Consider the following 18642-nt stretch of genomic DNA (forward strand, 5'->3'; position numbering starts at 1 on the left):
TAGCGCAGCGTGTCCGAATCGACACGGTCCGTGTGCGCGACGAGCGGTGCCGTTGCCGGGCGGTGCCCGGTGACCGGGTTTTGCCAGACTGGTGATGTCGCGCACCGAGGAGGAAGACGTCCCGTGTCGAGTACCCGCCCCGCCCCCGTCCATGTCGCGGACCTGGTCTCCCGCAACGCCACCGAGCGGCCCGGGCACGACGCCGTCCGCGACCTGTCCGGCAGCTCCCCGCTGACCCTGAGCTGGGCCGCCCTGGACGCGGCGGTCAGCGCGGAGGCGGCCCGGCTGCGGGCGACCGGGGTACGGCCGGGGGACCGGGTGGCCGTCGGCCTGCCGGACGGTGCGGCCTACTGCGTCGCGGTGTTCGGCGCACTGCGCGCGGACGCGGTCGTGGTGCCGTTCGGCACCGGGTCGGTGACCCGCGAGCTGGAGGTCGTGTTCGCCCAGGCGGCCCCGGTGGTGGTCGTCGCGGCGCCCGGGGACCGGGTCGCGCAGGGCTGCGCGGAGGGCTGCGGGGCCCGGCTGCTGCCGCCGCCGGACCCCTCCGCGCCGGCGCCGGACGTCCCGGCCACCGGCGGCGCAGCGGCCGATCCGGAGCGGACCGCGGTGATCGTCTTCACCTCGGGGACCACCGGGCGGCCGCGCGGCGTGCAGCTGACCCACCGCGCGCTGCTCGCGAACCGGGCCCAGGCGGCCGAGCTGCGCCCGGCCCCGGTGAACGGGGTCGACCGGGTGCTGCTGGCGCTGCCGCTCTACCACGTCTACGGGTTCGCCGCGGGCCTGCTGCAGGTCTGCTGGGCGGGCTCCACGGTCGTCCTGCCCGGCCGGTTCGACCCGGAGCGGCTGCTGTCGGCCGTCGTCGGGGAACGGGTGAGCGTGATCGCCGGCGTGCCCTCGCTGTTCCGCTCGCTGCTGGACCTGCCGGCCGACCGGCTGCGCGCGGCGATGGGCGGGGTCCGGCTCTGCACCTCCGGCGGGGCGCCGCTGCCGTCGTCGTGGCTGGCCGACTTCCGGGCCGCCACCGGCCTGGACCTGCACGAGGGGTACGGCCTGTCCGAGGGCGGCCCGGTGATCACGACCAACGAGCTCGGCCGCCCGGCGAAGCCCGGCTCGGTCGGCCGCCCGCTGCCCGGCGTCGAGCTGCGGCTGGTCGACGCCGCCGGCCGTCCGCTCAACGAGCCGGAGCCGGAGCCGGACGACGACGAGATCGATCTCGAGGTCGGCTCCGAGCCCGGCGACGACACCGGGCTGATCTCGCTGCGCGGCCCCAACCTCTTCTCCGGCTACTGGCCGGACGGGGACGGCGGGCCGGACGCCGACGGCTGGTTCACCACCGCCGACGTCGGCTACCTCGACGCCGACGGCGACCTGTTCCTGGTGGACCGCTCGTCGGACCTGGTGATCGTGAACGGGTTCAACGTCTACCCGCGCGAGGTGGAGCAGGTCGTCGCCGAGCTGGACACGGTCGCCGAGGTCGCCGTCGTCGGGGTGCCGGACGACCGCACCGGCGAGGCGGTGAAGGCGGTGGTGGTCGCGGTGCCCGGCGCCGGCCTGACCGTCGAGCAGGTGCACGAGCACTGCGCCACCCGGCTGGCCCGGTTCAAGCGGCCCGCGGTCGTCGCGTTCGCCGACGAGCTGCCCCGCACACCGACCGGCAAGATCGCCCGCCGCACCCTGGCCCGGATGTGAGCGCCCGGGTACGGCTGCTCACCCGGGCCGGCTGCCACCTCTGCGAGGACGCCGCCGAGGTGCTGCGCCGGGTGTGCGCCGAGACCGGCACCGGATGGGACACGGTGGACGTCGACGGCGATCCCGAGCTGCGGGCCGAGTACGGCGACCAGGTCCCGGTGGTCCTGCTCGACGGGCGGGAGCACGACTCCTTCCGGGTCGACGAGGCGCGACTGCGGGCCGACCTGGCGGCCGGACGATCCGCCGGATGAGCCGGGGATGACGGCGGCGGGTCCGGCGGCGCGTCCCGGCCGGCTGCGCGGTGCGGCCGGCGCGCTCGCCGCGGCCGCGCTCGGCGTCGGCGCCGGGCAGCTCGCCGCGCTGGTGACCGGGCCGGGGACCGGGCCGGTGGACGCGGTCGCCGGCCGGGTCGTCGCGCTCACCCCGCCCGCGGTCGCCGAGATCGCGACGGTCGGGATCGGCCTGGGCAGCCGGGCCACCGTCGTCACCGGGGTGCTGGTCGTGGCCGCGGCCGCGGTCGCCGCGGCCGGCGCGCTGTCCGGGCGCTCGGACCGGCCCGGGACCGCCGGCCTGGCCGCGCTCGGCCTGCTCGGCGTGCTGGCCGGTGGCACGGCCGCCGGCGGCGGGCCGCTGGACGTGCTGCCCGCCGTCGTCGCACTGGTCGTCGCGGTCACCGCCTTCCGCAGGCTGCACCGGCTCGGCGCCCGGATCCCGGCCGGGCCGGTGCTGCCGGACGGCCGCCCGCTGCGCGACTCGCTCACCCGGCGCCGGTTCCTGCGGGCCGCCGGATTGGCCGGGGCCGGCGGGATCGCCGCCGCGGCGGGCGCCGGTGTGCTCGCGCCCCGGCTGCCGTCCGGCCGGATCGGGCCGGCCCGGGAGGCGCTCACCGCGCGGCTGCGGGCACTCGCCGCCGCGGGCCGGATCCCGCCCGCCCCGCCGGTGCCCGCCGGGGCCGCGTTCCCCGGCGGGACCGCGTTCGCGACGCCGGTCGCCGACTTCTACCGGATCGACACCGCCCTGCGGGTGCCCGCGGTCGATCCGGCCGGCTGGACGCTGCGGGTGCACGGGATGGTCGGCCGCGAGCTGCTGCTGGACCTCGACGACCTGCTGGCCCGACCGCTCGTCGAACGCTGGGTGACGCTGTCCTGCGTCTCCAACGAGGTCGGCGGCGACCTGGTGTCGACCACCCGGTTCACCGGCGTCGAGCTGGCCCCGCTGCTCGCCGCCGCCGTCCCGGACCCGGCCGCCGACCAGGTGTTCTCGACCTCGGTCGACGGCTGGACGGCGGGCAGCCCGTCGTCGCTGGTGCTGGACCCGGCGGCGGGCGCGCTGCTCGCGGTGGCGATGGACGGCGAGGCGCTGCCGGTCGAGCACGGCTTCCCGGTGCGGATCGTGGTGCCCGGGCTCTACGGCTACGTCTCGGCGACCAAGTGGGTCACCGACATCGAGCTCACCACGTTCGCCGCGCGCGCCGACTACTGGCGGGTGCGCGGCTGGGCGCCGCCCGGGCCGACCGAGACGGCCTCCCGAATCGACTCGCCGACGCCCTACGCGCGCGTCCCGGCCGGCCGGGTGGTCGTCACCGGTGCCGCCTGGGCGGTGCCGCGCGGGATCTCCCGGGTCGAGGTCGGCGTCGGGGACCCGGCGGCGGGCGGCTGGGTGGACGCCGAGCTCGGCCCGGTCCCCGCCGAGGGCGCGACCTGGCGGATGTGGCGGGCCGAGCTGGACCTGCCGGCCGGCGGGCACACGGTCCGGTGCCGGGCGACCGACGGCGCCGGGGCCGTGCAGACCGGGCAGCGGCGGTCACCGCTGCCGGGCGCCGCGACCGGCTGGCCGGAGCGCCCGGTCACCGCGGTCTGAGGTCCGCCGAGAGCTGTGTCACGCGGCCGCCCGGCCGCCCGGGTCCGGGGTGGCACGGGCCTCGACGTGCCCAATCTCGCACGGTGAGCGGTTCGTGCCGGTCGATCACCGGTAGCTCCAGGTCAGCGGTCGCATCGAGCACGATCCGGACCAAGATCGCAACTTTGTGCGGGCCTTCACAAGCGGCTACCGTGGATTTCCGTCGCCCGGCCCGGTGACCTCGCGCCATCGGGCCCGCCCGAGCGCGCACCTTCCGGCCGTCATGCCGGCGGGGCCGTGGTCCGGGCGTGGCGATCGTGCTCCTGGGCCGCAGGGGTGCGGCCAGCACATCCCCGACCGGAGCACGATCAGTTTCGATGACCGACCGTCCGCGGACAACCCCCCGTGCACCGGACGAGCGCCGGAACGCGACCGTGCCCCGCCCGCCCGAGACCGACGCCGGAGGAGGAAGGCCCGTGAGCCTGCCGCCCGATCCCGGCGTCCCGTCCGTCCCCGAGACCGACGGTGAGCGGCCGGTGCGCCCGGTCCCCGAGGCCACCGTGTCCCGGCTCGCCGTCTACCTGCGGGTGCTCGGCGAGCTGCGCGAGCAGGGCGTCGAGACGGTCTCGTCGGAGGAGCTGGCCGGGGCGTCCGGGGTGAACTCGGCGAAGCTCCGCAAGGACCTGTCCTACCTGGGCTCCTACGGCGTCCGCGGGGTCGGCTACGACGTCGCGTCGCTGCAGGGCCGGCTGCAGGGCGAGCTCGGCATGGACCACCGGCAGTCGGTGGCGCTGGTCGGGGTGGGCAACCTCGGGCACGCGCTCGCCGGGTACGCCGGGTTCGCCGGCCGCGGGTTCCCGGTCAGCGCCCTGTTCGACGTCGAGCCCGACCTGGTGGGCATCGACATCAACGGCATCCGGGTCCGGCACGTCCGCGAGATCCCCGACGTGTGCGCCGCGCACGGCGTGACCATCGGGATGATCGCGACGCCGGGTCCGGCCGCGCAGAACGTCTGCGACCTGCTCGTCGAGGGCGGGGTGCAGTCCATTCTCAACTTCGCTCCGGTACTGCTTCAGGTGCCGGACGACGTCGAGGTCCGCAAGGTCGACCTGTCGGTCGAGCTGCAGGTCCTCGCGTTCCACGTGGCCCGGCGGCACATCGCCGGCGACGTGACGGTCCCGGCGGATCCCCCGGACGGGGCCGTCGGCGCAACGGGCGAGACGAACGGATCGGTGGTGTCCCCGCGATGAGCGTCCTCGTGGTCGGCCTGTCGCACCGCAGCGCGCCGGTCGAGGTGCTGGAGCGCCTCGCGGTGGCGCCGGGCGACGTGCCCAAACTGCTCGAGGAGATGCTCGACCGAACGCACGTCGAGGAGGCGGTTCTCCTCTCGACCTGCAACCGGATCGAGGTCTGTGCGGTCGTGGACGCGTTCCACGGCGGCCTCGGCGACGTCACCGACGTGCTCGGCTCCTATGCCGGGTTCCCGATCGGCGAGCTCTCCGACCATCTCTTCGTGCACTACGCCGGATCGGCCGTCCAGCACCTGTTCCAGCTGGCCGCCGGCCTGGACTCGATGGTGGTCGGGGAGTCGCAGATCCTCGGCCAGCTGCGCGGCGCCTACGCCACCGCGGACGAGTCGGGCTCGGTCGGCAAGGTGCTGCACGAGCTGGTGCAGCAGGCGTTGCGGGTCGGGAAGCGGGTGCACGCCGGCACCGGGATCGACGAGGCGGGCGCCTCGATCGTCTCCGAGGCGCTGCGGGACGCCGATCGCGAGCTCGGCGGCGCCGGCCTGGACGGGGCGCGCGCCGTCGTCGTCGGGGCGGGCGCGATGGGCGCGCTGGCCGCGGCGCACCTGCGGCGCGCCGGGGCGTCCGAGATCGTCGTGCTGAACCGCTCGGTCGAGCGCGGCGAGCGGCTCGCGGAGAAGGTCCGCGAGCAGGGCACCGCCGCGCGCACCGGCCCGCTGGACTCGATGGCCGCCGAGCTGCGCGACGCGGACCTGCTGCTGGCCTGTACCGGGGCGATCGGGCACGTGGTGCACACCGCCCCGGTCGCCGACGCGCTGTCCGCCGGCCGGGGGCGCCCGCTGGTCGTGTGCGACCTGGGCCTCCCGCGCGACGTCGATCCGGCGGTGGGCGAGCTGCCCGGCGTCCGGATGGTCGACCTGACCACCCTGCAGCGGCGGCTGCTCGACGTCGCCGACGACGCCGCGGGCGGCTCGATCGCGCTGGCCCACCGGATGGTCGAGGAGGAGGCCCAGCAGTACCTGGCCGGGCAGCGCTCGGCCGAGGTGACCCCGACCGTCACCGCCCTGCGCCGGCGCGCCTCCGAGGTCGTCGACGCCGAGCTGCTGCGCCTGGACTCCCGGCTGCCCGATCTCGACGGCCGGGTCCGCGAGGAGCTCTCGAGGACCGTCCGGCGGGTCGTGGACAAGCTGCTGCACACGCCGACGGTGCAGGTCAAGCGGCTGGCCGAGGGGCCGGACGGGGACAGCTACGCGGCCGCGCTGCGCACCCTGTTCGAGCTCGACCCGCAGGCCGCCGCCGCCGTCGCGGCGCCGGTCCGCGGCACCGACGCGACCGTCGACGGCACCGACGTGACGGCCGCGCTGAACGCCCCGCTCGACCGCACGCCGTCGATCGGGTCCCGTCCCCCGGAGCAGATCTCGTGAGCGTTCTGAAGATCGGGACGCGCCCGTCGAAGCTGGCGGTCGCGCAGTCCACCACGATCGCCGACCGGCTGATCGCGGCCGGTCAGCCCTGCGAGCTGGTCACCATCTCCACCAGCGGTGACCGCTCGATGGCGCCGGTGACCCAGCTCGGGGTCGGGGTGTTCGTGTCGGCGCTGCGGGACGCGCTGACCGCCGGCGAGATCGACGTCGCCGTGCACTCGTTCAAGGACCTTCCCACCGCGCAGCCGGCGGGTCTGCGGATCGCCGCCGTCCCGCAGCGTGAGGACGTGCGGGACGCGCTGGTCACCAACGGGCGGGTGCTCGGCGAGCTGGGCCGCGGCGCCCGGATCGGCACCGGCTCCCCGCGCCGGGGCGTGCAGCTGTACGCGCTGGGGCAGGGCCTGGAGGTGCTGCCGATCCGGGGCAACGTCGACACCCGGATCGGGAAGGTCCGTTCCGGCGAGCTGGACGCGGTGGTCGTGGCCGCCGCCGGGCTGCGCCGGCTGGGCCGCATCGGCGAGGCGGACGAGCTGATCGACCCGCTGCAGATGCTGCCCGCCCCCGCCCAGGGCGCGCTCGCGGTCGAGTGCCGGGAGGGCGACACCGAGCTGGTGGCGACGCTGCAGGCCGTGCTCGACGACCCGGGCGTGCGGGTCGCCGTCGCCGCCGAGCGCGCCGTCCTGGCCACCCTGGAGGCCGGCTGCCACGTGCCGGTCGGTGCGCTCGCCGACGTCGTCTCCGACCTGGACGACGACGGGCGCGCGGTGGACCGGCTGTCGCTGCGCGGCGTGCTGGGCCTGGGGGACATCGCGGAGGGCGCTGTGGTGCGCGCCTCCGCCACCGGAGAGATGGACGACGCCGAGAAGCTCGGGGCCGCGGTCGCGCACGAGCTTCTCGACCTGGGAGCCGAGGACCTGCCCCCCGCGGGCCTCGAGGGCCCCGCCAACCGCTGGATCGGGAGTACGGAATGACAGGACAGGCCAACACCTCGGGGCGGATCGCCTTCGTGGGCAGCGGACCGGGAGACCCGGCACTGCTCACCGTGCGCGCCAGGGACGTGCTCGCCGGCTCGCCGCTGGTGATCACCGATCCGGACGTGCCGGAGGGCATCCTCGCGCTGGCCGCCGACGGCGCCGAGGTACGCCCGGCGGTCGGCCAGCCCGCCGACATCGCGAGCGACCTGCTGGCCGAGGCCGGTCAGGGCCGCTCGGTGGCCCGCCTGGTCTCCGGCGATCCGCTCACCAACGACGCGGTCGTCGCCGAGGCGCTCGCCGTGTCGGCCTCCGGGACGGCGTTCGACGTCGTGCCGGGCGTGCCTGCCTCCACCGCGGTGCCGGCCTACGCCGGGGTCGCGCTGGGCTCGGCGCACGTCGAGGCCGACGTGCGGGCGGGCGTCGACTGGGCCGCGCTGGCCGCCAGCCCGGGCCCGGTGGTGCTGCACGCCACCGGCGCGCTGCTGGCCGACGTCGCCGCCGGGCTGTCCGCGCAGGGCGTCCCGGGCGACACCGCGGTCGCGATCACCTCCGGCGGCACCACCTCCACCCAGAAGACGATCTCGTCGTCGGTCGGCAAGCTGGCCGTCGACGGCAGCGACCTGGAGGGCGCGCTGGTGCTGACCGTCGGCGATGCCGCCGGTCGCCGCGGCGAGCTGTCCTGGTGGGAGTCGCGCGCGCTGTACGGCTGGCGGGTGCTGGTGCCGCGGACCAAGGACCAGGCCGGCGTGATGAGCGAGCGGCTGCGGATGCACGGCGCGATCCCGGAGGAGGTGCCGACGATCGCCGTCGAGCCGCCCCGGTCGCCCGCGCAGATGGAGCGCTCGGTCAAGGGCCTGGTCGACGGCCGCTACCAGTGGGTCGTGTTCACCTCCACCAACGCGGTGAAGGCGGTGTGGGAGAAGTTCGCCGAGTTCGGCCTGGACGCCCGCGCGTTCTCCGGTGTCAAGATCGCCTGCGTGGGCCGCTCCACCGCGGAGAAGGTCCGCGAGTTCGGCATCGAGCCGGAGCTGGTGCCGGACATCGACGAGGCCCAGTCGTCCACCTCCGAGGGGCTGCTGGAGATCTTCCCGCCGCACGACGACGTGCTCGACCCGGTCGACCGGGTGCTGCTGCCGCGCGCCGACATCGCCACCGAGACGCTGTCCGCCGGGCTGCAGGAGCGCGGCTGGGAGGTCGACGACGTGACGGCCTACCGGACCGTCCGTGCGGCCCCGCCGCCCGCGCCGATCCGGGAGGCGATCAAGACCGGCGGGTTCGACGCCGTCTGCTTCACCTCGTCGTCGACGGTGCGGAACCTGGTCGGCATCGCCGGCAAGCCGCACGCCAGGACGCTGGTCGCCTGCATCGGCCCGGCCACCGCGGAGACGGCCCGCGAGTTCGGCCTGCGGGTGGACGTGCAGCCGGAGGAGGCCCGGGTGCCGACCCTGGTCGACGCGCTGGCGAGCCACACCGCGAAGCTGCGCGCGGAGGGGAACCTGCCGCCGCCGAAGAAGGTCAAGGCGCGCCGCCGCTGAGCGGCGCGATCGGCACAGCCGCTGAGCGGCGCGGTCGGCACAGCCGCTGAGCGGCGCGATCGATACAGCCGCTGAGCGCGTGACTCCACGGCCCCGTCTCCCGCCTGCGGGTGGGTGGCGGGGCCGTCGGCGTCAGGCGGCGGCCGTCTTCACCAGGGTCCGCAGGCACATCTCGCGGGTCTCGCGCGGGCTGCGCCCGGCCGGTTCGGGCAGGTGGAACGCGGCGAACAGCCCGCACCAGATGTGGCCGACGAGCCAGTCGGCGTCGAGCTCGCGGTCGATGCTGCCGTCGGCGTGGCCGCGGTTGACGATCCCGGCGACCAGCCGGTCGTCGTCGGTCTCGGCGGCCGTCTCCTCCTCGGTCTCGCCGCGCAGCCACCAGGCGAAGATCTCGCGGCCGTCGATCAGCTCGGCGCAGAGCCGGGTGTAGGCGGCGAGCCCGGTGCCGTCGTCGGGCCGGGCGCGGCGGATCGCGTCGGAGTACTCGGCGGTGACGAACGCCTCGACGCCTGCGGAGAGCGCGGCCCGGTCCGGGTAGTAGCGGTGCAGCGTGCTGCGGGCGACGCCGGCGGTCTCGGCGATCTCGCCGAGTGCGGCGCCGGGATTGCAGGAGAGGGCCCCGATGGCGGCGCGGAGGATCGCCCGCCGGGTCCGCTCCCTGGTGGGGCTCTCCTGGTCCTCGACCGTCACGTCGCGACCCTAACAAATAATCCATGTGCGAAAATCGGACAGTTCTGTCTTACTTGAGGGCATGACCGTCGTGACCGGGTCGCCGTCCCGGATCGGGATCCTGTGGGACCACGCCCGCCCGCACCTGCCGACACTGGTGTTCGGCCTCGTCCTCGCACTCGCCGGTTCGGCGATGGAGCTGGCGAGCCCGCTGGTGACCAAGTGGGTGCTCGACACCGTCGCCGAGGGCGGATCGCTGTCCGGGCCGGTGCTGCTGCTGCTCGCGCTGCTCGTGGTCGGCGCCGGCGTCACCTGGTGGCAGTGGGTCGTGCTCGGGACGCTCGCCGAGCGGATCGTCTACGACGCCCGGGAGAACATGATCGTCCGCTACCTGCGGGCCAAGGTGCTGCCGCTGCTGGCCCGTCCGGCGGGGGAGATGGTCACCCGGGTCACCTCGGACACCGTGCTGCTGCGCGAGGCGGCGTCGTCCAGCCTGGTCGGCCTGCTCAACGGTGCGGTGATGCTGGTCGGGTCGCTGGTGCTGATGACCGTGCTGGACCCGATGCTGGCGCTGGTGACGTTCGGCGCGACGGCGCTGGTGGTCGTCCTGTTCTCGGTGCTGCTGCCCGCGATCGCGACCGCGCAGCAACGGGCCCAGGGTGCGCTCGGCGATCTCGGCGGCTCGCTGGACGGGACACTGCGCGCGGTCCGGACGGTCAAGGCCGCCGGCGTCGAGGACGCCGCGCGGGACCGGCTGCTCACCCACGCCGCGGACGCGCGCCGGTTCGGCGTGCGCGCGGTGCGCCGGGAGGCGCTGGTCTGGACCGTCGCCTGGTCCGGGCTGCAGGCCGCGATCGTGCTGATCCTCGGCGTCGGGGCGTGGCGGGTCGCGGGCGGCGAGATGACCGTGTCGACACTGGTCGCGTTCCTGCTCTACGCCTTCGGGCTGATGGGGCCGATCATGGAGCTCAGCCAGAACCTCAGCACGCTGCAGTCCGGGATCGCGGCGGCCGGGCGGATCCGGGAGGTCCGGGAGCTCGAGTCCGAGCCGGTCGCGGCCGGCGCCCGTCCTGCTCCGGAGCCCGGCCGTCCCGGTCCGGCCCCCGCCGGCCCCGTTCCGGCTCCCGCCGGCCCCGTTTCGGCTCCGGCCGGCCCTGGTTCGGCCGGTTCGGCTCCGGCCGGTCCTGGTGCGGCCGGTTCGGCTCCGGCCGGGTCCGGTTCGGTGCCCGGCCGTCCCGGTCCGGTGCCCGCCGGTCCGGCCCCCGCTGGTGCGGTCGAGCTGCGCGGTGTCGACGCCCGCTATCCCGGCGCGGCGGAGCCCGCGGTGCGCGGGCTGGACCTGGTCGTCCCGGAACGCGGACACGTGGCGGTGGTCGGCCCGTCCGGTGCGGGCAAGACGACCCTGCTGTCGCTGCTGCTGCGCTTCGTCGATCCCGAGCGCGGCGAGCTGCTGCTCGGCGGGGTGCCCTACACCGAGCTCGACGTGCACCAGGTGCGCAGCCGCTTCGCCTACGTCGAGCAGGAGACCCCGGTGGTCCCCGGCACCATCCGGGACAACCTGACCCTGGCCGCACCGGACGTCTCCGACGAGCGCATCGCCGAGGTGCTGCGCAGCATCCACCTCGACGGCGTCGTCGCGGACCTGGAGCTCGGCCTGGACACGCCGCTGTCGGACAGCTCGGTCTCCGGCGGCCAGCGGCAGCGCATCGCACTGGCCAGGGCTCTGCTCGCCGAACCGCCGGTGCTGCTGCTCGACGAGGCGACCGCGCAGGTCGACGGGATCACCGAGGCGGCGATCCAGACGGTGCTGCGGGCGCAGGCCCGCCGTGGTGCGGTGGTGACCGTGGCGCACCGGCTGTCCACGGTGCTCGACGCCTACGAGATCGTCGTGATGGACTCGTCCCGGGTCGTCGCCCGGGGGACGCACGCCGAGCTGCTCGGGTCCAGTGCTCTCTACCGGGACCTGGTCGAGGCGCTGCGGATCCGCACCGACGTCGCACCGGTGGGGTGAGCGGCCCCGCCCCCGCCCCGCCCCGCGCCGCACCCCGTCACTCACCGAGATGCATCTGAGAGGGCTCGGAAGATCGACAATTCCCGCTCATCTGCATCTCGGTGAGTGACGGGGTGCGGGGCGGGGTCGCGCGGCGCAGGGAGTGCCGCGGATCGGCCGCCGCACGGCGCGACGGGGTGCGACGGCGCGCAGCGGGGTGTCGCGGGACACGACGGGGTGCGGGGGTGGCGCGGGAAGGGGCGCGGCCCCGGCGGTCCGGCGGCGCTCTACCCTGGGGCAATGGCTTTCCCGGTGCAGCGTCCCCGCCGCCTGCGGACCACCCCCGCGATGCGGCGGCTGGTCTCCGAGACCGAGGTGCGGCCCCGCCAGCTGGTGCTGCCGATGTTCGTGCGCGAGGGCGCCGCGGACCCGGTGCCGATCTCGTCGATGCCGGGCGTCGTCCAGCACACCCGGGAGAGCCTCCGCAAGGCGGTGGCGCAGGCGGCGTCGGCCGGCGTCGGCGGCGTGATGCTGTTCGGTGTCCCGGAGGTGCACGACGCGACCGGCTCCGGTGCCGTCGATCCGGAGGGGATCCTGAACGTCGCGCTGCGCGACGTCCGCGACGAGGTCGGCGACGATCTCGTCGTGATGTCGGACCTGTGCCTGGACGAGTTCACCGACCACGGGCACTGCGGCGTGCTGGACGCGCACGGCCGGGTCGACAACGACGCCACCCTGGACGTGTACGCGCGGATGGGCGTCGAGCAGGCCCGCGCGGGCGCCCACCTGGTCGGCCCGAGCGGGATGATGGACGGGCAGGTCGGCGTCATCCGGGCGGCGCTGGACGAGGCCGGGTTCACCGACACCGGGATCCTCGCCTACACCGCGAAGTACGCCTCGGCGTTCTACGGGCCGTTCCGGGAGGCGGTGAACTCGCAGCTGCGCGGTGACCGCAAGACCTACCAGCAGGACGGCGGCAACGCCCGGGAGGCGCTGCGCGAGCTGGCGCTGGACCTCGACGAGGGCGCCGACATGGTGATGGTCAAGCCCGCGCTGGCCTATCTGGACGTGCTGGCCCGGGTGGCCGACGTGGCGGACGTGCCGGTCGCCGCGTACCAGATCTCCGGCGAGTACGCGATGATCGAGGCCGCCGTGCAGCAGGGCTGGCTGGAGCGGGAGCGCACCATCCTGGAGACGGTCACGTCGATCCGCCGGGCCGGCGCCGACGTGATCCTCACCTACTGGGCGACCGAGGTCGCGGGCTGGCTGGACCGGTAGCCGGAGCGACACCACCTGCCCGCGGTACCGCCGAACGTGGCAAACCGGACACCCGTCCGGCTACCGTGGCGGGTGTGAGCAACAACCCCGGCGAGCAGGGCGCACCTCAGTACTACCGGCCCGGACCGTCGACCGGGTACTACCCGCAGTATCCGCAGAACCCGTACCCGAACGGCTGGACGCCGGCCGCCCCGGCGCCGCCGCAACAGCAACAGCAGCAACAGCCGCCGCAGGAGCAGTACCAGCAGCAGTACCAGCAGCAGCAGTATCAGCAGCCGCCCGGCCCGCAGTGGAACACCGGCGGTGCACCGCAGGGCTGGGGCCAGCCACCGGCCGGCCTGGCCCCGGGCGGGACGACGCCGCTCGCCCGGCCCCGGCAGGTGGTCACCGCGCTGATCCTGCTGATCGCCGCGGCGCTGCCGTTCGTGCTGATGGGCGGCGCCGCGATGTTCGCCCAGATCGACCAGGCCACGCTCGACCAGGCCGGGATCCCGCGCGCCGAGCTCGACAGCGTGATGGCGCAGACCGGGGTGACGCTGGACCAGCTGACCCAGCTGGTCCGGGTGATGGGCGGGGTCTTCCTGGTGCTGGCGCTGGTCTACGCGGCGCTCGCGGTGGTCGCGTTCCTCGGCCGGGCGGGTGCGCGGCTGGCGCTGGCGGTGCTGACCGCGGTCTACGGGCTGCCGCTGTTGCTGCTGATGGCACCGACGATCCCGGTGTTCGCGGTGGTGATCCTGGCGATCTCCTCGACCGGGGTGGTGTTGCTCTACGGGCAGGCCGCCCGCGAGTGGTATGCGTCGCGCAAGGTCGGGGCCGCACGGCGCGCCGGGTGACGGCTGGGAGACTGGCCGGGTGAGCAGCGCGCAGAACCCCGACCCGAAGGAGTCCGCCCGCCTCTTCGAGCGGGCGGCCGAACTGATCCCGGGCGGGGTGAACTCCCCGGTCAGGGCGTTCAACTCGGTCGGCGGCACGCCGCGGTTCATGGTCTCGGCGCAGGGCTACGAGCTGACCGACGCCGACGGCGCGAACTACGTCGATCTCGTCTCCTCGTGGGGCCCGATGATCCTCGGGCACGCGCATCCGGCCGTCGTCGAGGCGGTGCGGGCGGCGGCGTCGAACGGACTGTCGTTCGGCACCCCGACCCCCGGTGAGATCGACCTGGCCGCCGAGATCGTCGACCGCACCCCGGTCGAGCAGGTCCGGCTGGTCAACTCCGGCACCGAGGCGACGATGAGCGCGATCCGGCTGGCCCGCGGCATCACCGGGCGCCCGGTGATCGTGAAGTTCGCCGGCTGCTACCACGGCCACGTCGACGCGCTGCTCGCCGAGGCCGGCTCCGGCGTCGCGACGCTCGGCCTGCCGACCAGCCCGGGCGTCACCGGCGCGCAGGCCGCGGACACCGTGGTCGTGCCCTACAACGACCTGGACGCGGTGCGCGCGGTGTTCGCCGAGCGCGGCGCCGACATCGCCTGCGTGATCACCGAGGGGGCGCCCGGGAACATGGGCGTCGTCCCGCCGGTCGAGGGCTTCAACGCCGCGCTGCGCGACCTCTGCCACGCGCACGGCGCGCTGCTGGTGATCGACGAGGTGATGACCGGCTTCCGGGCGTCGCGCCAGGGCTGGTACGGCTGCGACGGCGTCGCCGGCGATCTCTACACCTTCGGCAAGGTGATGTCCGGCGGGCTGCCGGCCGCCGCGTTCGGCGGCTCGGTCGAGCACATGTCGTTCCTGGCGCCGGCCGGGCCGGTCTACCAGGCGGGCACCCTGGCCGGGAACCCGGTCGCGGTCGCCGCCGGTCTCACCACGCTGCGCCACGCCGACGAGGCCGCCTACGCCACCCTCCAGGCGAACGCCGACCGGCTCGGCTCGCTGATCACCGCCGCACTGGACCGGGAGGGCGTCGGGCACACCGTGCAGTACGCGGGCACCATGCTCTCGCCGTTCTTCACCGACGCCCCGGTCACCGGCTACGCCGACGCGAGGTCGGCCGAGACCTGGCGCTACCCGGCGTTCTTCCACGCGCTGCTCGACCACGGGATCTACCCGCCGCCGTCGGCGTTCGAGGCGTGGTTCGTCAGTACCGCGCTGGACGACGACGCGTTCGCCCGGATCGAGGTCGGGCTCGCCGCCGGGGCGCGGGCGGCGGCCGCGGCCACCCGTCCGGACGGGGTCTGAGCCGTGGGCGACCGGACCACCCCCGCGCCGACCGGCCCGGTGACCGTCGTGCACCTGCTCCGGCACGGCGAGGTGCACAACCCGGAGCGGGTGCTCTACGGCCGCCGGCCCGGCTACCGGCTCTCCGACCACGGCGAGGCCCAGGCCAAGACGGTCGCGCAGTACCTCGGGAGCAACGACGTCGCCGCCGTCGTCGCGTCCCCGCTGCAGCGCGCCCAGCAGACCGCCGGGCCGATCGCCGAGGCGCACGACCTGCCGATCGGCACCGACGAGAACCTGATCGAGGCCGGGAACCTGTTCGAGGGCAAGCGGTTCGCCGTCGGCGACGGCGCGCTGCGCCGGCCGCAGGCGTGGCGGCTGCTGCGCGACCCGTTCACCCCGTCCTGGGGCGAGCCCTATCTCGACATCGCGCACCGGATGCTCGGCGCGCTGCACGCGGCGCGACTGCTCGCGCCCGGCCGGGAGGTCGTCTGCGTGTCCCATCAGCTGCCGATCTGGACGCTGCGCCGGTACCTGCTCGGGCAGCGGCTCTGGCACGACCCGCGCCGCCAGTGCGCGCTGGCGTCGCTGACCAGCGTCGAGTTCACCGGCGCCCGGATGACCGGACTGCGCTACGCCGAGCCGGCCGGCTCCAGCGGGGCGATGGTGACCGGCGCATGAGGCGGCTGGCGCTCCCGCTGCTCGCCGCGCTGGCCCTGCTCGCGGGCTGCGGCGTCGGGACCGACGCCGTCGCCGGGTCCGGCGAGTTCCAGTTCGTCGCCCCCGGCGGCGAGACCCGGATCGTCTACGACCCGCCGGAGAGCCGCGGGCCGATCACCGACCTGCGCGGCGAGAGCCTGATGAACCCGGGTGCCGAGGTCGGCATCTCCGACTTCCCGGACACCGTCCGGGTGATCAACATCTGGGGCTCGTGGTGCGGGCCGTGCCGGACCGAGGCACCGGAGCTGCAGGCGGTCGCGGACGCGGCGCAGGGCGACGCCGTGGTGCTCGGCATCGACGTCCGGGACGACCGGCAGGCCGCGCTGGACTTCAAGACCGACCGCGGATTGAGCTACGACTCGATCTACGACCCGGCCGGGCGGACCCTGGCCCGGCTCGACGGCTACCCGCGCAACGTCGTCCCGTCGACGATCGTGCTGGACCGCGAGCAGCGGGTCGCCGCGGTCTTCCTGACCCCGGTCGGCAGCTCCGACCTGATGCCGCTGATCGCCCGGCTCGCCGAGGAGGACCCGGCGGCGGAGCCGCCGGGCGCGGGCTGACGGAGCGCGACCGGACCGTTGCACTACACGTTGTAGAACCCGCTGTCGGGCCTGTTCGGGGGCCCTTCTACCCTGGGATGCGATGGACCCGACGACCGCCCTCGCGATATCGGGGCCGCTGCTGCTGGCGGCCCTGGTATCGGTGCTCGCCGGGCTGGTCAGCTTCGCCTCGCCGTGCGTCGTCCCGCTGGTCCCCGGCTACCTCGCGTACCTGGCCGGCCTGGTCGGCGCGCAGCCGCCGCCGGTGACCGAGGCCGAGGCCCGGCAGCGCGAGACCGCCCGCCGCAGCGGGACCGCCGTCGTCGAGCAGCGGACCCGCCCGGACGGCCGCTGGCGGGTCGCCGGTGCGGCGCTGCTGTTCGTGTCCGGGTTCACCGTCGTCTTCGGCGCGATCATGGTCGGCGTCGTGTGGCTGTCCGACGTGCTGATCGAGAACGAGGCGTTGCTGCAGCGGATCGGCGGCGTCGTGATGATCGTGATGGGGCTGGCGTTCGCCGGCCTGATCCCGGCCCTGCAGCGCGAGTACCGCTCGCACTGGACGCCGCGCGCCGGCCTGGCCGGCGCCCCGCTGCTGGGTGCGGTGTTCGGGCTGGGCTGGGTCCCCTGCATCGGCCCGACGCTGGCCGGCGTGGTCGCCGTCGCGGCCGGCACCGGCGGCGGCTCGTTCCGCGGCGTCGTGCTGATCCTGGCCTACTGCGCCGGCCTCGGGATCCCGTTCGTGCTGATCGCGCTGGGCGCGTCCCGCGCGGTCGGGATGCTCGGCCGCCTGCGCCGGCACACCCGCGCGATCCAGATCGCCGGCGGGGCGATGCTCGTGCTGGTCGGCGTGCTCCTGGTCTCCGGGCTGTGGGCGCGCTGGCTGATCCAGCTCCAGGTGTCGATCGCCGGGTTCACCCCGCCCATCTGACATGACCTCCGACATGACCTCCGGGGTGGCACGGCCGCCCACCGCCCCGCCGCAGCCGCCGGGCAGCGAGCCCCCGGCACGCCGCGACCGGTTCGGCGGCGTGGCCGCGTTCCTGCGCAACACCTGGCGCGGGCTGACCAGCATGCGCACCGCGCTGGTGCTGCTGTTCCTGCTGGCGCTGGCCGCGATGCCGGGCGCGCTGATCCCGCAGCGCTCGCTGAACGAGTTCCTGGTCGACGACTTCTACGCCGACTACCCGACCGCCGCGCCGATCATCGAGTCGCTCGGCGGCTTCGAGGTGTTCGCCAGCCCGTGGTTCGCGGCGATCTACCTGCTGCTGATGATCTCGCTCGTCGGCTGCGTGCTGCCCCGCTCGGTGGAGTACTGGCACAGCATGCGGGCCGCGCCGGTCGCGACCCCGCGCAACCTGACCCGGCTCCCGCACCACGCCGAGGCCGACTCCGCCGAGTCGCCGGACGCGGTGCTGGAGCGCACCCGGCGGCTGCTGCGCGGCTGGCGCAGGGTCGAGCGCTCCGAGCCCGGCGGGGTGACGGCGGTGTCCGCCGAGCGCGGCTACCTGCGCGAGACCGGCAACCTGGTCTTCCACCTCAGCCTGATCGGGCTGCTGCTCGGCTTCGCAGGCGGCAAGCTCTACGGCTACGAGGGCGACGTGATCGTCCGCGCCGACGGCGCCGAGTTCTGCAACAGCTCGATCCTCGGCTACGACACGTTCCGGGCCGGCCTGCGGGTCGACGGCACCGACCTCAACGAGTTCTGCGTGCGCGTCGACCGGTTCGACGGGACCTGGCTGCCGAACGGGCAGCCCTCGACGTTCGGCGCGCAGATCGGTTACCAGACCGGCGAGGACCTGGCCGACGGCGTCACCGACTGGCGGCCGGGCGAGATCACCGTCAACTACCCGCTGCGCACCGACGGCGACCGGGCCTACCTGACCGGCTACGGCTACGCGCCCGAGTTCACCGTGACCTGGCCGGACGGGCAGAGCCGCACCGGCGGGATCCAGTGGCGGCCGGTCGACCAGAGCGGCAGCCAGCTCTCCGAGGGCGCGACGAAGTTCGAGCAGCCCGGCATCACCGACGCCGAGCTGCGCCGCACCACCCAGCTCGCGGTGACCGGCACGTTCGCGCCGACCGGCGCGGTCGACGCCGAGGGCAACCTCGCGTCCGTGCACCCGGACCTGCGTGCGCCGACCGCCGACGTGAACATCATGCGCGGCGATCTCGGCATCGACGACGGCCGCGGCCAGTCGATCTTCACGGTGGACCAGCAGAAGATCGACGACGGCGAGCTGGTGACGGTCGCCGAGGAGCGGCTCGGCGTCGGTGACAGCGTGACCCTGGACGACGGCACCGTCGTCCGGTTCGACGGCGTCACCCCGTGGGTGAACCTGCAGGTGGGCCACGACCCGGGGCAGATCTGGGTGCTGGTCTTCTCGATCGTGATGGTGGCGGGGCTGGCCCTGTCGCTGTCGGTCAAGCGGCGGCGCCTGTGGGTGCGGATCCGCCCGGTCGACGGCGGCAGCCGGATCCAGCTCGGCGGCCTGGCCCGGACCGACCGGGCGGGCTACGGCGAGGAGTTCGACCGGCTCGGCTCGGAACTGCTCGACCCGATGGACAAGAAGGACGGTTGACACCG

At 75.1% G+C, this 18642-nt stretch carries 16 protein-coding genes; 15 read left to right on the plus strand and 1 reads right to left on the minus strand.

Annotated elements, in window-relative coordinates; all coding sequences use genetic code 11:
• Positions 1 to 123 precede the first annotated feature (123 nt).
• From ABD160_RS25935 to ABD160_RS25965, 7 genes are all read left to right on the plus strand, one after another.
• Positions 124 to 1689, plus strand: a complete 1566-nt coding sequence (locus ABD160_RS25935) for an AMP-binding protein (protein ID WP_344027028.1) — start codon at positions 124 to 126, stop codon at positions 1687 to 1689.
• Positions 1686 to 1940, plus strand: coding sequence for a glutaredoxin family protein (locus ABD160_RS25940; RefSeq protein WP_344027030.1), 255 nt, complete (start codon positions 1686 to 1688; stop codon positions 1938 to 1940). The genes ABD160_RS25935 and ABD160_RS25940 overlap by 4 nt, the downstream gene beginning before the upstream one ends.
• A 7-nt stretch (positions 1941 to 1947) precedes the next feature.
• Positions 1948 to 3549: a molybdopterin-dependent oxidoreductase gene (locus ABD160_RS25945; RefSeq protein WP_344027032.1), complete on the plus strand. Its 1602-nt coding sequence runs from the start codon at positions 1948 to 1950 to the stop codon at positions 3547 to 3549.
• A gap of 455 nt (positions 3550 to 4004) precedes the next feature.
• Positions 4005 to 4778, plus strand: coding sequence for a redox-sensing transcriptional repressor Rex (locus tag ABD160_RS25950; protein WP_425563662.1), 774 nt, complete (start codon positions 4005 to 4007; stop codon positions 4776 to 4778).
• The gene (locus ABD160_RS25955; protein WP_344027034.1) at positions 4775 to 6199 is read left to right on the plus strand and encodes a glutamyl-tRNA reductase; all 1425 of its coding nucleotides are present in this window, start codon (positions 4775 to 4777) and stop codon (positions 6197 to 6199) included. Before ABD160_RS25950 ends, ABD160_RS25955 begins: the two co-directional genes overlap by 4 nt.
• Positions 6196 to 7170, plus strand: coding sequence for a hydroxymethylbilane synthase (gene hemC / locus ABD160_RS25960; RefSeq protein ID WP_344027036.1), 975 nt, complete (start codon positions 6196 to 6198; stop codon positions 7168 to 7170). Before ABD160_RS25955 ends, hemC begins: the two co-directional genes overlap by 4 nt.
• Entirely contained in the window at positions 7167 to 8708 is a 1542-nt protein-coding gene (locus ABD160_RS25965) for a bifunctional uroporphyrinogen-III C-methyltransferase/uroporphyrinogen-III synthase (RefSeq protein WP_344027038.1), read from the plus strand. Before hemC ends, ABD160_RS25965 begins: the two co-directional genes overlap by 4 nt.
• A gap of 132 nt (positions 8709 to 8840) precedes the next feature.
• Here the strand turns inward: ABD160_RS25965 and ABD160_RS25970 are convergent, their stop codons facing one another.
• The gene (locus tag ABD160_RS25970; RefSeq protein ID WP_344027040.1) at positions 8841 to 9398 is read right to left on the minus strand and encodes a TetR/AcrR family transcriptional regulator; all 558 of its coding nucleotides are present in this window, start codon (positions 9396 to 9398) and stop codon (positions 8841 to 8843) included.
• Between the two features lie 61 nt (positions 9399 to 9459).
• On the opposite strand from ABD160_RS25970, the gene ABD160_RS25975 reads away from it, so the two are divergent.
• The 8 genes from ABD160_RS25975 to resB all read left to right on the plus strand — a co-directional run bounded on the left by ABD160_RS25975 (position 9460) and on the right by resB (position 18637).
• Positions 9460 to 11388, plus strand: coding sequence for an ABC transporter ATP-binding protein (locus tag ABD160_RS25975; protein ID WP_344027042.1), 1929 nt, complete (start codon positions 9460 to 9462; stop codon positions 11386 to 11388).
• 279 nt (positions 11389 to 11667) lie between these two features.
• Positions 11668 to 12645, plus strand: a complete 978-nt coding sequence (hemB, locus tag ABD160_RS25980) for a porphobilinogen synthase (RefSeq protein WP_344027044.1) — start codon at positions 11668 to 11670, stop codon at positions 12643 to 12645.
• 74 nt (positions 12646 to 12719) lie between these two features.
• Positions 12720 to 13478, plus strand: coding sequence for a hypothetical protein (locus ABD160_RS25985; RefSeq protein WP_344027046.1), 759 nt, complete (start codon positions 12720 to 12722; stop codon positions 13476 to 13478).
• Between the two features lie 19 nt (positions 13479 to 13497).
• Positions 13498 to 14820, plus strand: a complete 1323-nt coding sequence (gene hemL / locus ABD160_RS25990; protein WP_344027048.1) for a glutamate-1-semialdehyde 2,1-aminomutase — start codon at positions 13498 to 13500, stop codon at positions 14818 to 14820.
• Positions 14821 to 14823: 3 nt separating this feature from the next.
• Positions 14824 to 15480 carry a histidine phosphatase family protein gene (locus ABD160_RS25995; protein ID WP_344027050.1) on the plus strand — a complete coding sequence of 219 codons (657 nt, stop codon included), beginning with the start codon at positions 14824 to 14826 and terminating at the stop codon, positions 15478 to 15480.
• On the plus strand, positions 15477 to 16079 hold the full coding sequence (locus ABD160_RS26000; protein WP_344027052.1) for a TlpA family protein disulfide reductase: 603 nt from the start codon (positions 15477 to 15479) through the stop codon (positions 16077 to 16079). The genes ABD160_RS25995 and ABD160_RS26000 overlap by 4 nt, the downstream gene beginning before the upstream one ends.
• An 82-nt stretch (positions 16080 to 16161) precedes the next feature.
• Complete coding sequence (locus ABD160_RS26005) at positions 16162 to 16986, plus strand: cytochrome c biogenesis CcdA family protein (RefSeq protein WP_344027054.1); 825 nt, start codon at positions 16162 to 16164, stop codon at positions 16984 to 16986.
• Between the two features lies 1 nt (position 16987).
• Positions 16988 to 18637 carry a cytochrome c biogenesis protein ResB gene (resB, locus tag ABD160_RS26010; RefSeq protein WP_344027056.1) on the plus strand — a complete coding sequence of 550 codons (1650 nt, stop codon included), beginning with the start codon at positions 16988 to 16990 and terminating at the stop codon, positions 18635 to 18637.
• Positions 18638 to 18642 lie beyond the last annotated feature (5 nt).

The organism is Pseudonocardia kongjuensis, from assembly GCF_039526905.1.
GTDB lineage: Bacteria > Actinomycetota > Actinomycetes > Mycobacteriales > Pseudonocardiaceae > Pseudonocardia > Pseudonocardia kongjuensis.

Excerpts from the sequence above, each read along its gene's own strand:
- ABD160_RS25945 (WP_344027032.1), top strand. The coding sequence starts at position 1,948 with ATGACGGCGGCGGGTCCGGCGGCGCGTCCCGGCCGGCTGCGCGGTGCG.
- ABD160_RS25955 (WP_344027034.1), top strand. The coding sequence starts at position 4,775 with ATGAGCGTCCTCGTGGTCGGCCTGTCGCACCGCAGCGCGCCGGTCGAG.
- ABD160_RS25965 (WP_344027038.1), top strand. The coding sequence starts at position 7,167 with ATGACAGGACAGGCCAACACCTCGGGGCGGATCGCCTTCGTGGGCAGC.
- ABD160_RS25975 (WP_344027042.1), top strand. The coding sequence starts at position 9,460 with ATGACCGTCGTGACCGGGTCGCCGTCCCGGATCGGGATCCTGTGGGAC.
- hemB (WP_344027044.1), top strand. The coding sequence starts at position 11,668 with ATGGCTTTCCCGGTGCAGCGTCCCCGCCGCCTGCGGACCACCCCCGCG.
- ABD160_RS26000 (WP_344027052.1), top strand. The coding sequence starts at position 15,477 with ATGAGGCGGCTGGCGCTCCCGCTGCTCGCCGCGCTGGCCCTGCTCGCG.
- ABD160_RS26005 (WP_344027054.1), top strand. The coding sequence starts at position 16,162 with ATGGACCCGACGACCGCCCTCGCGATATCGGGGCCGCTGCTGCTGGCG.
- resB (WP_344027056.1), top strand. The coding sequence starts at position 16,988 with ATGACCTCCGACATGACCTCCGGGGTGGCACGGCCGCCCACCGCCCCG.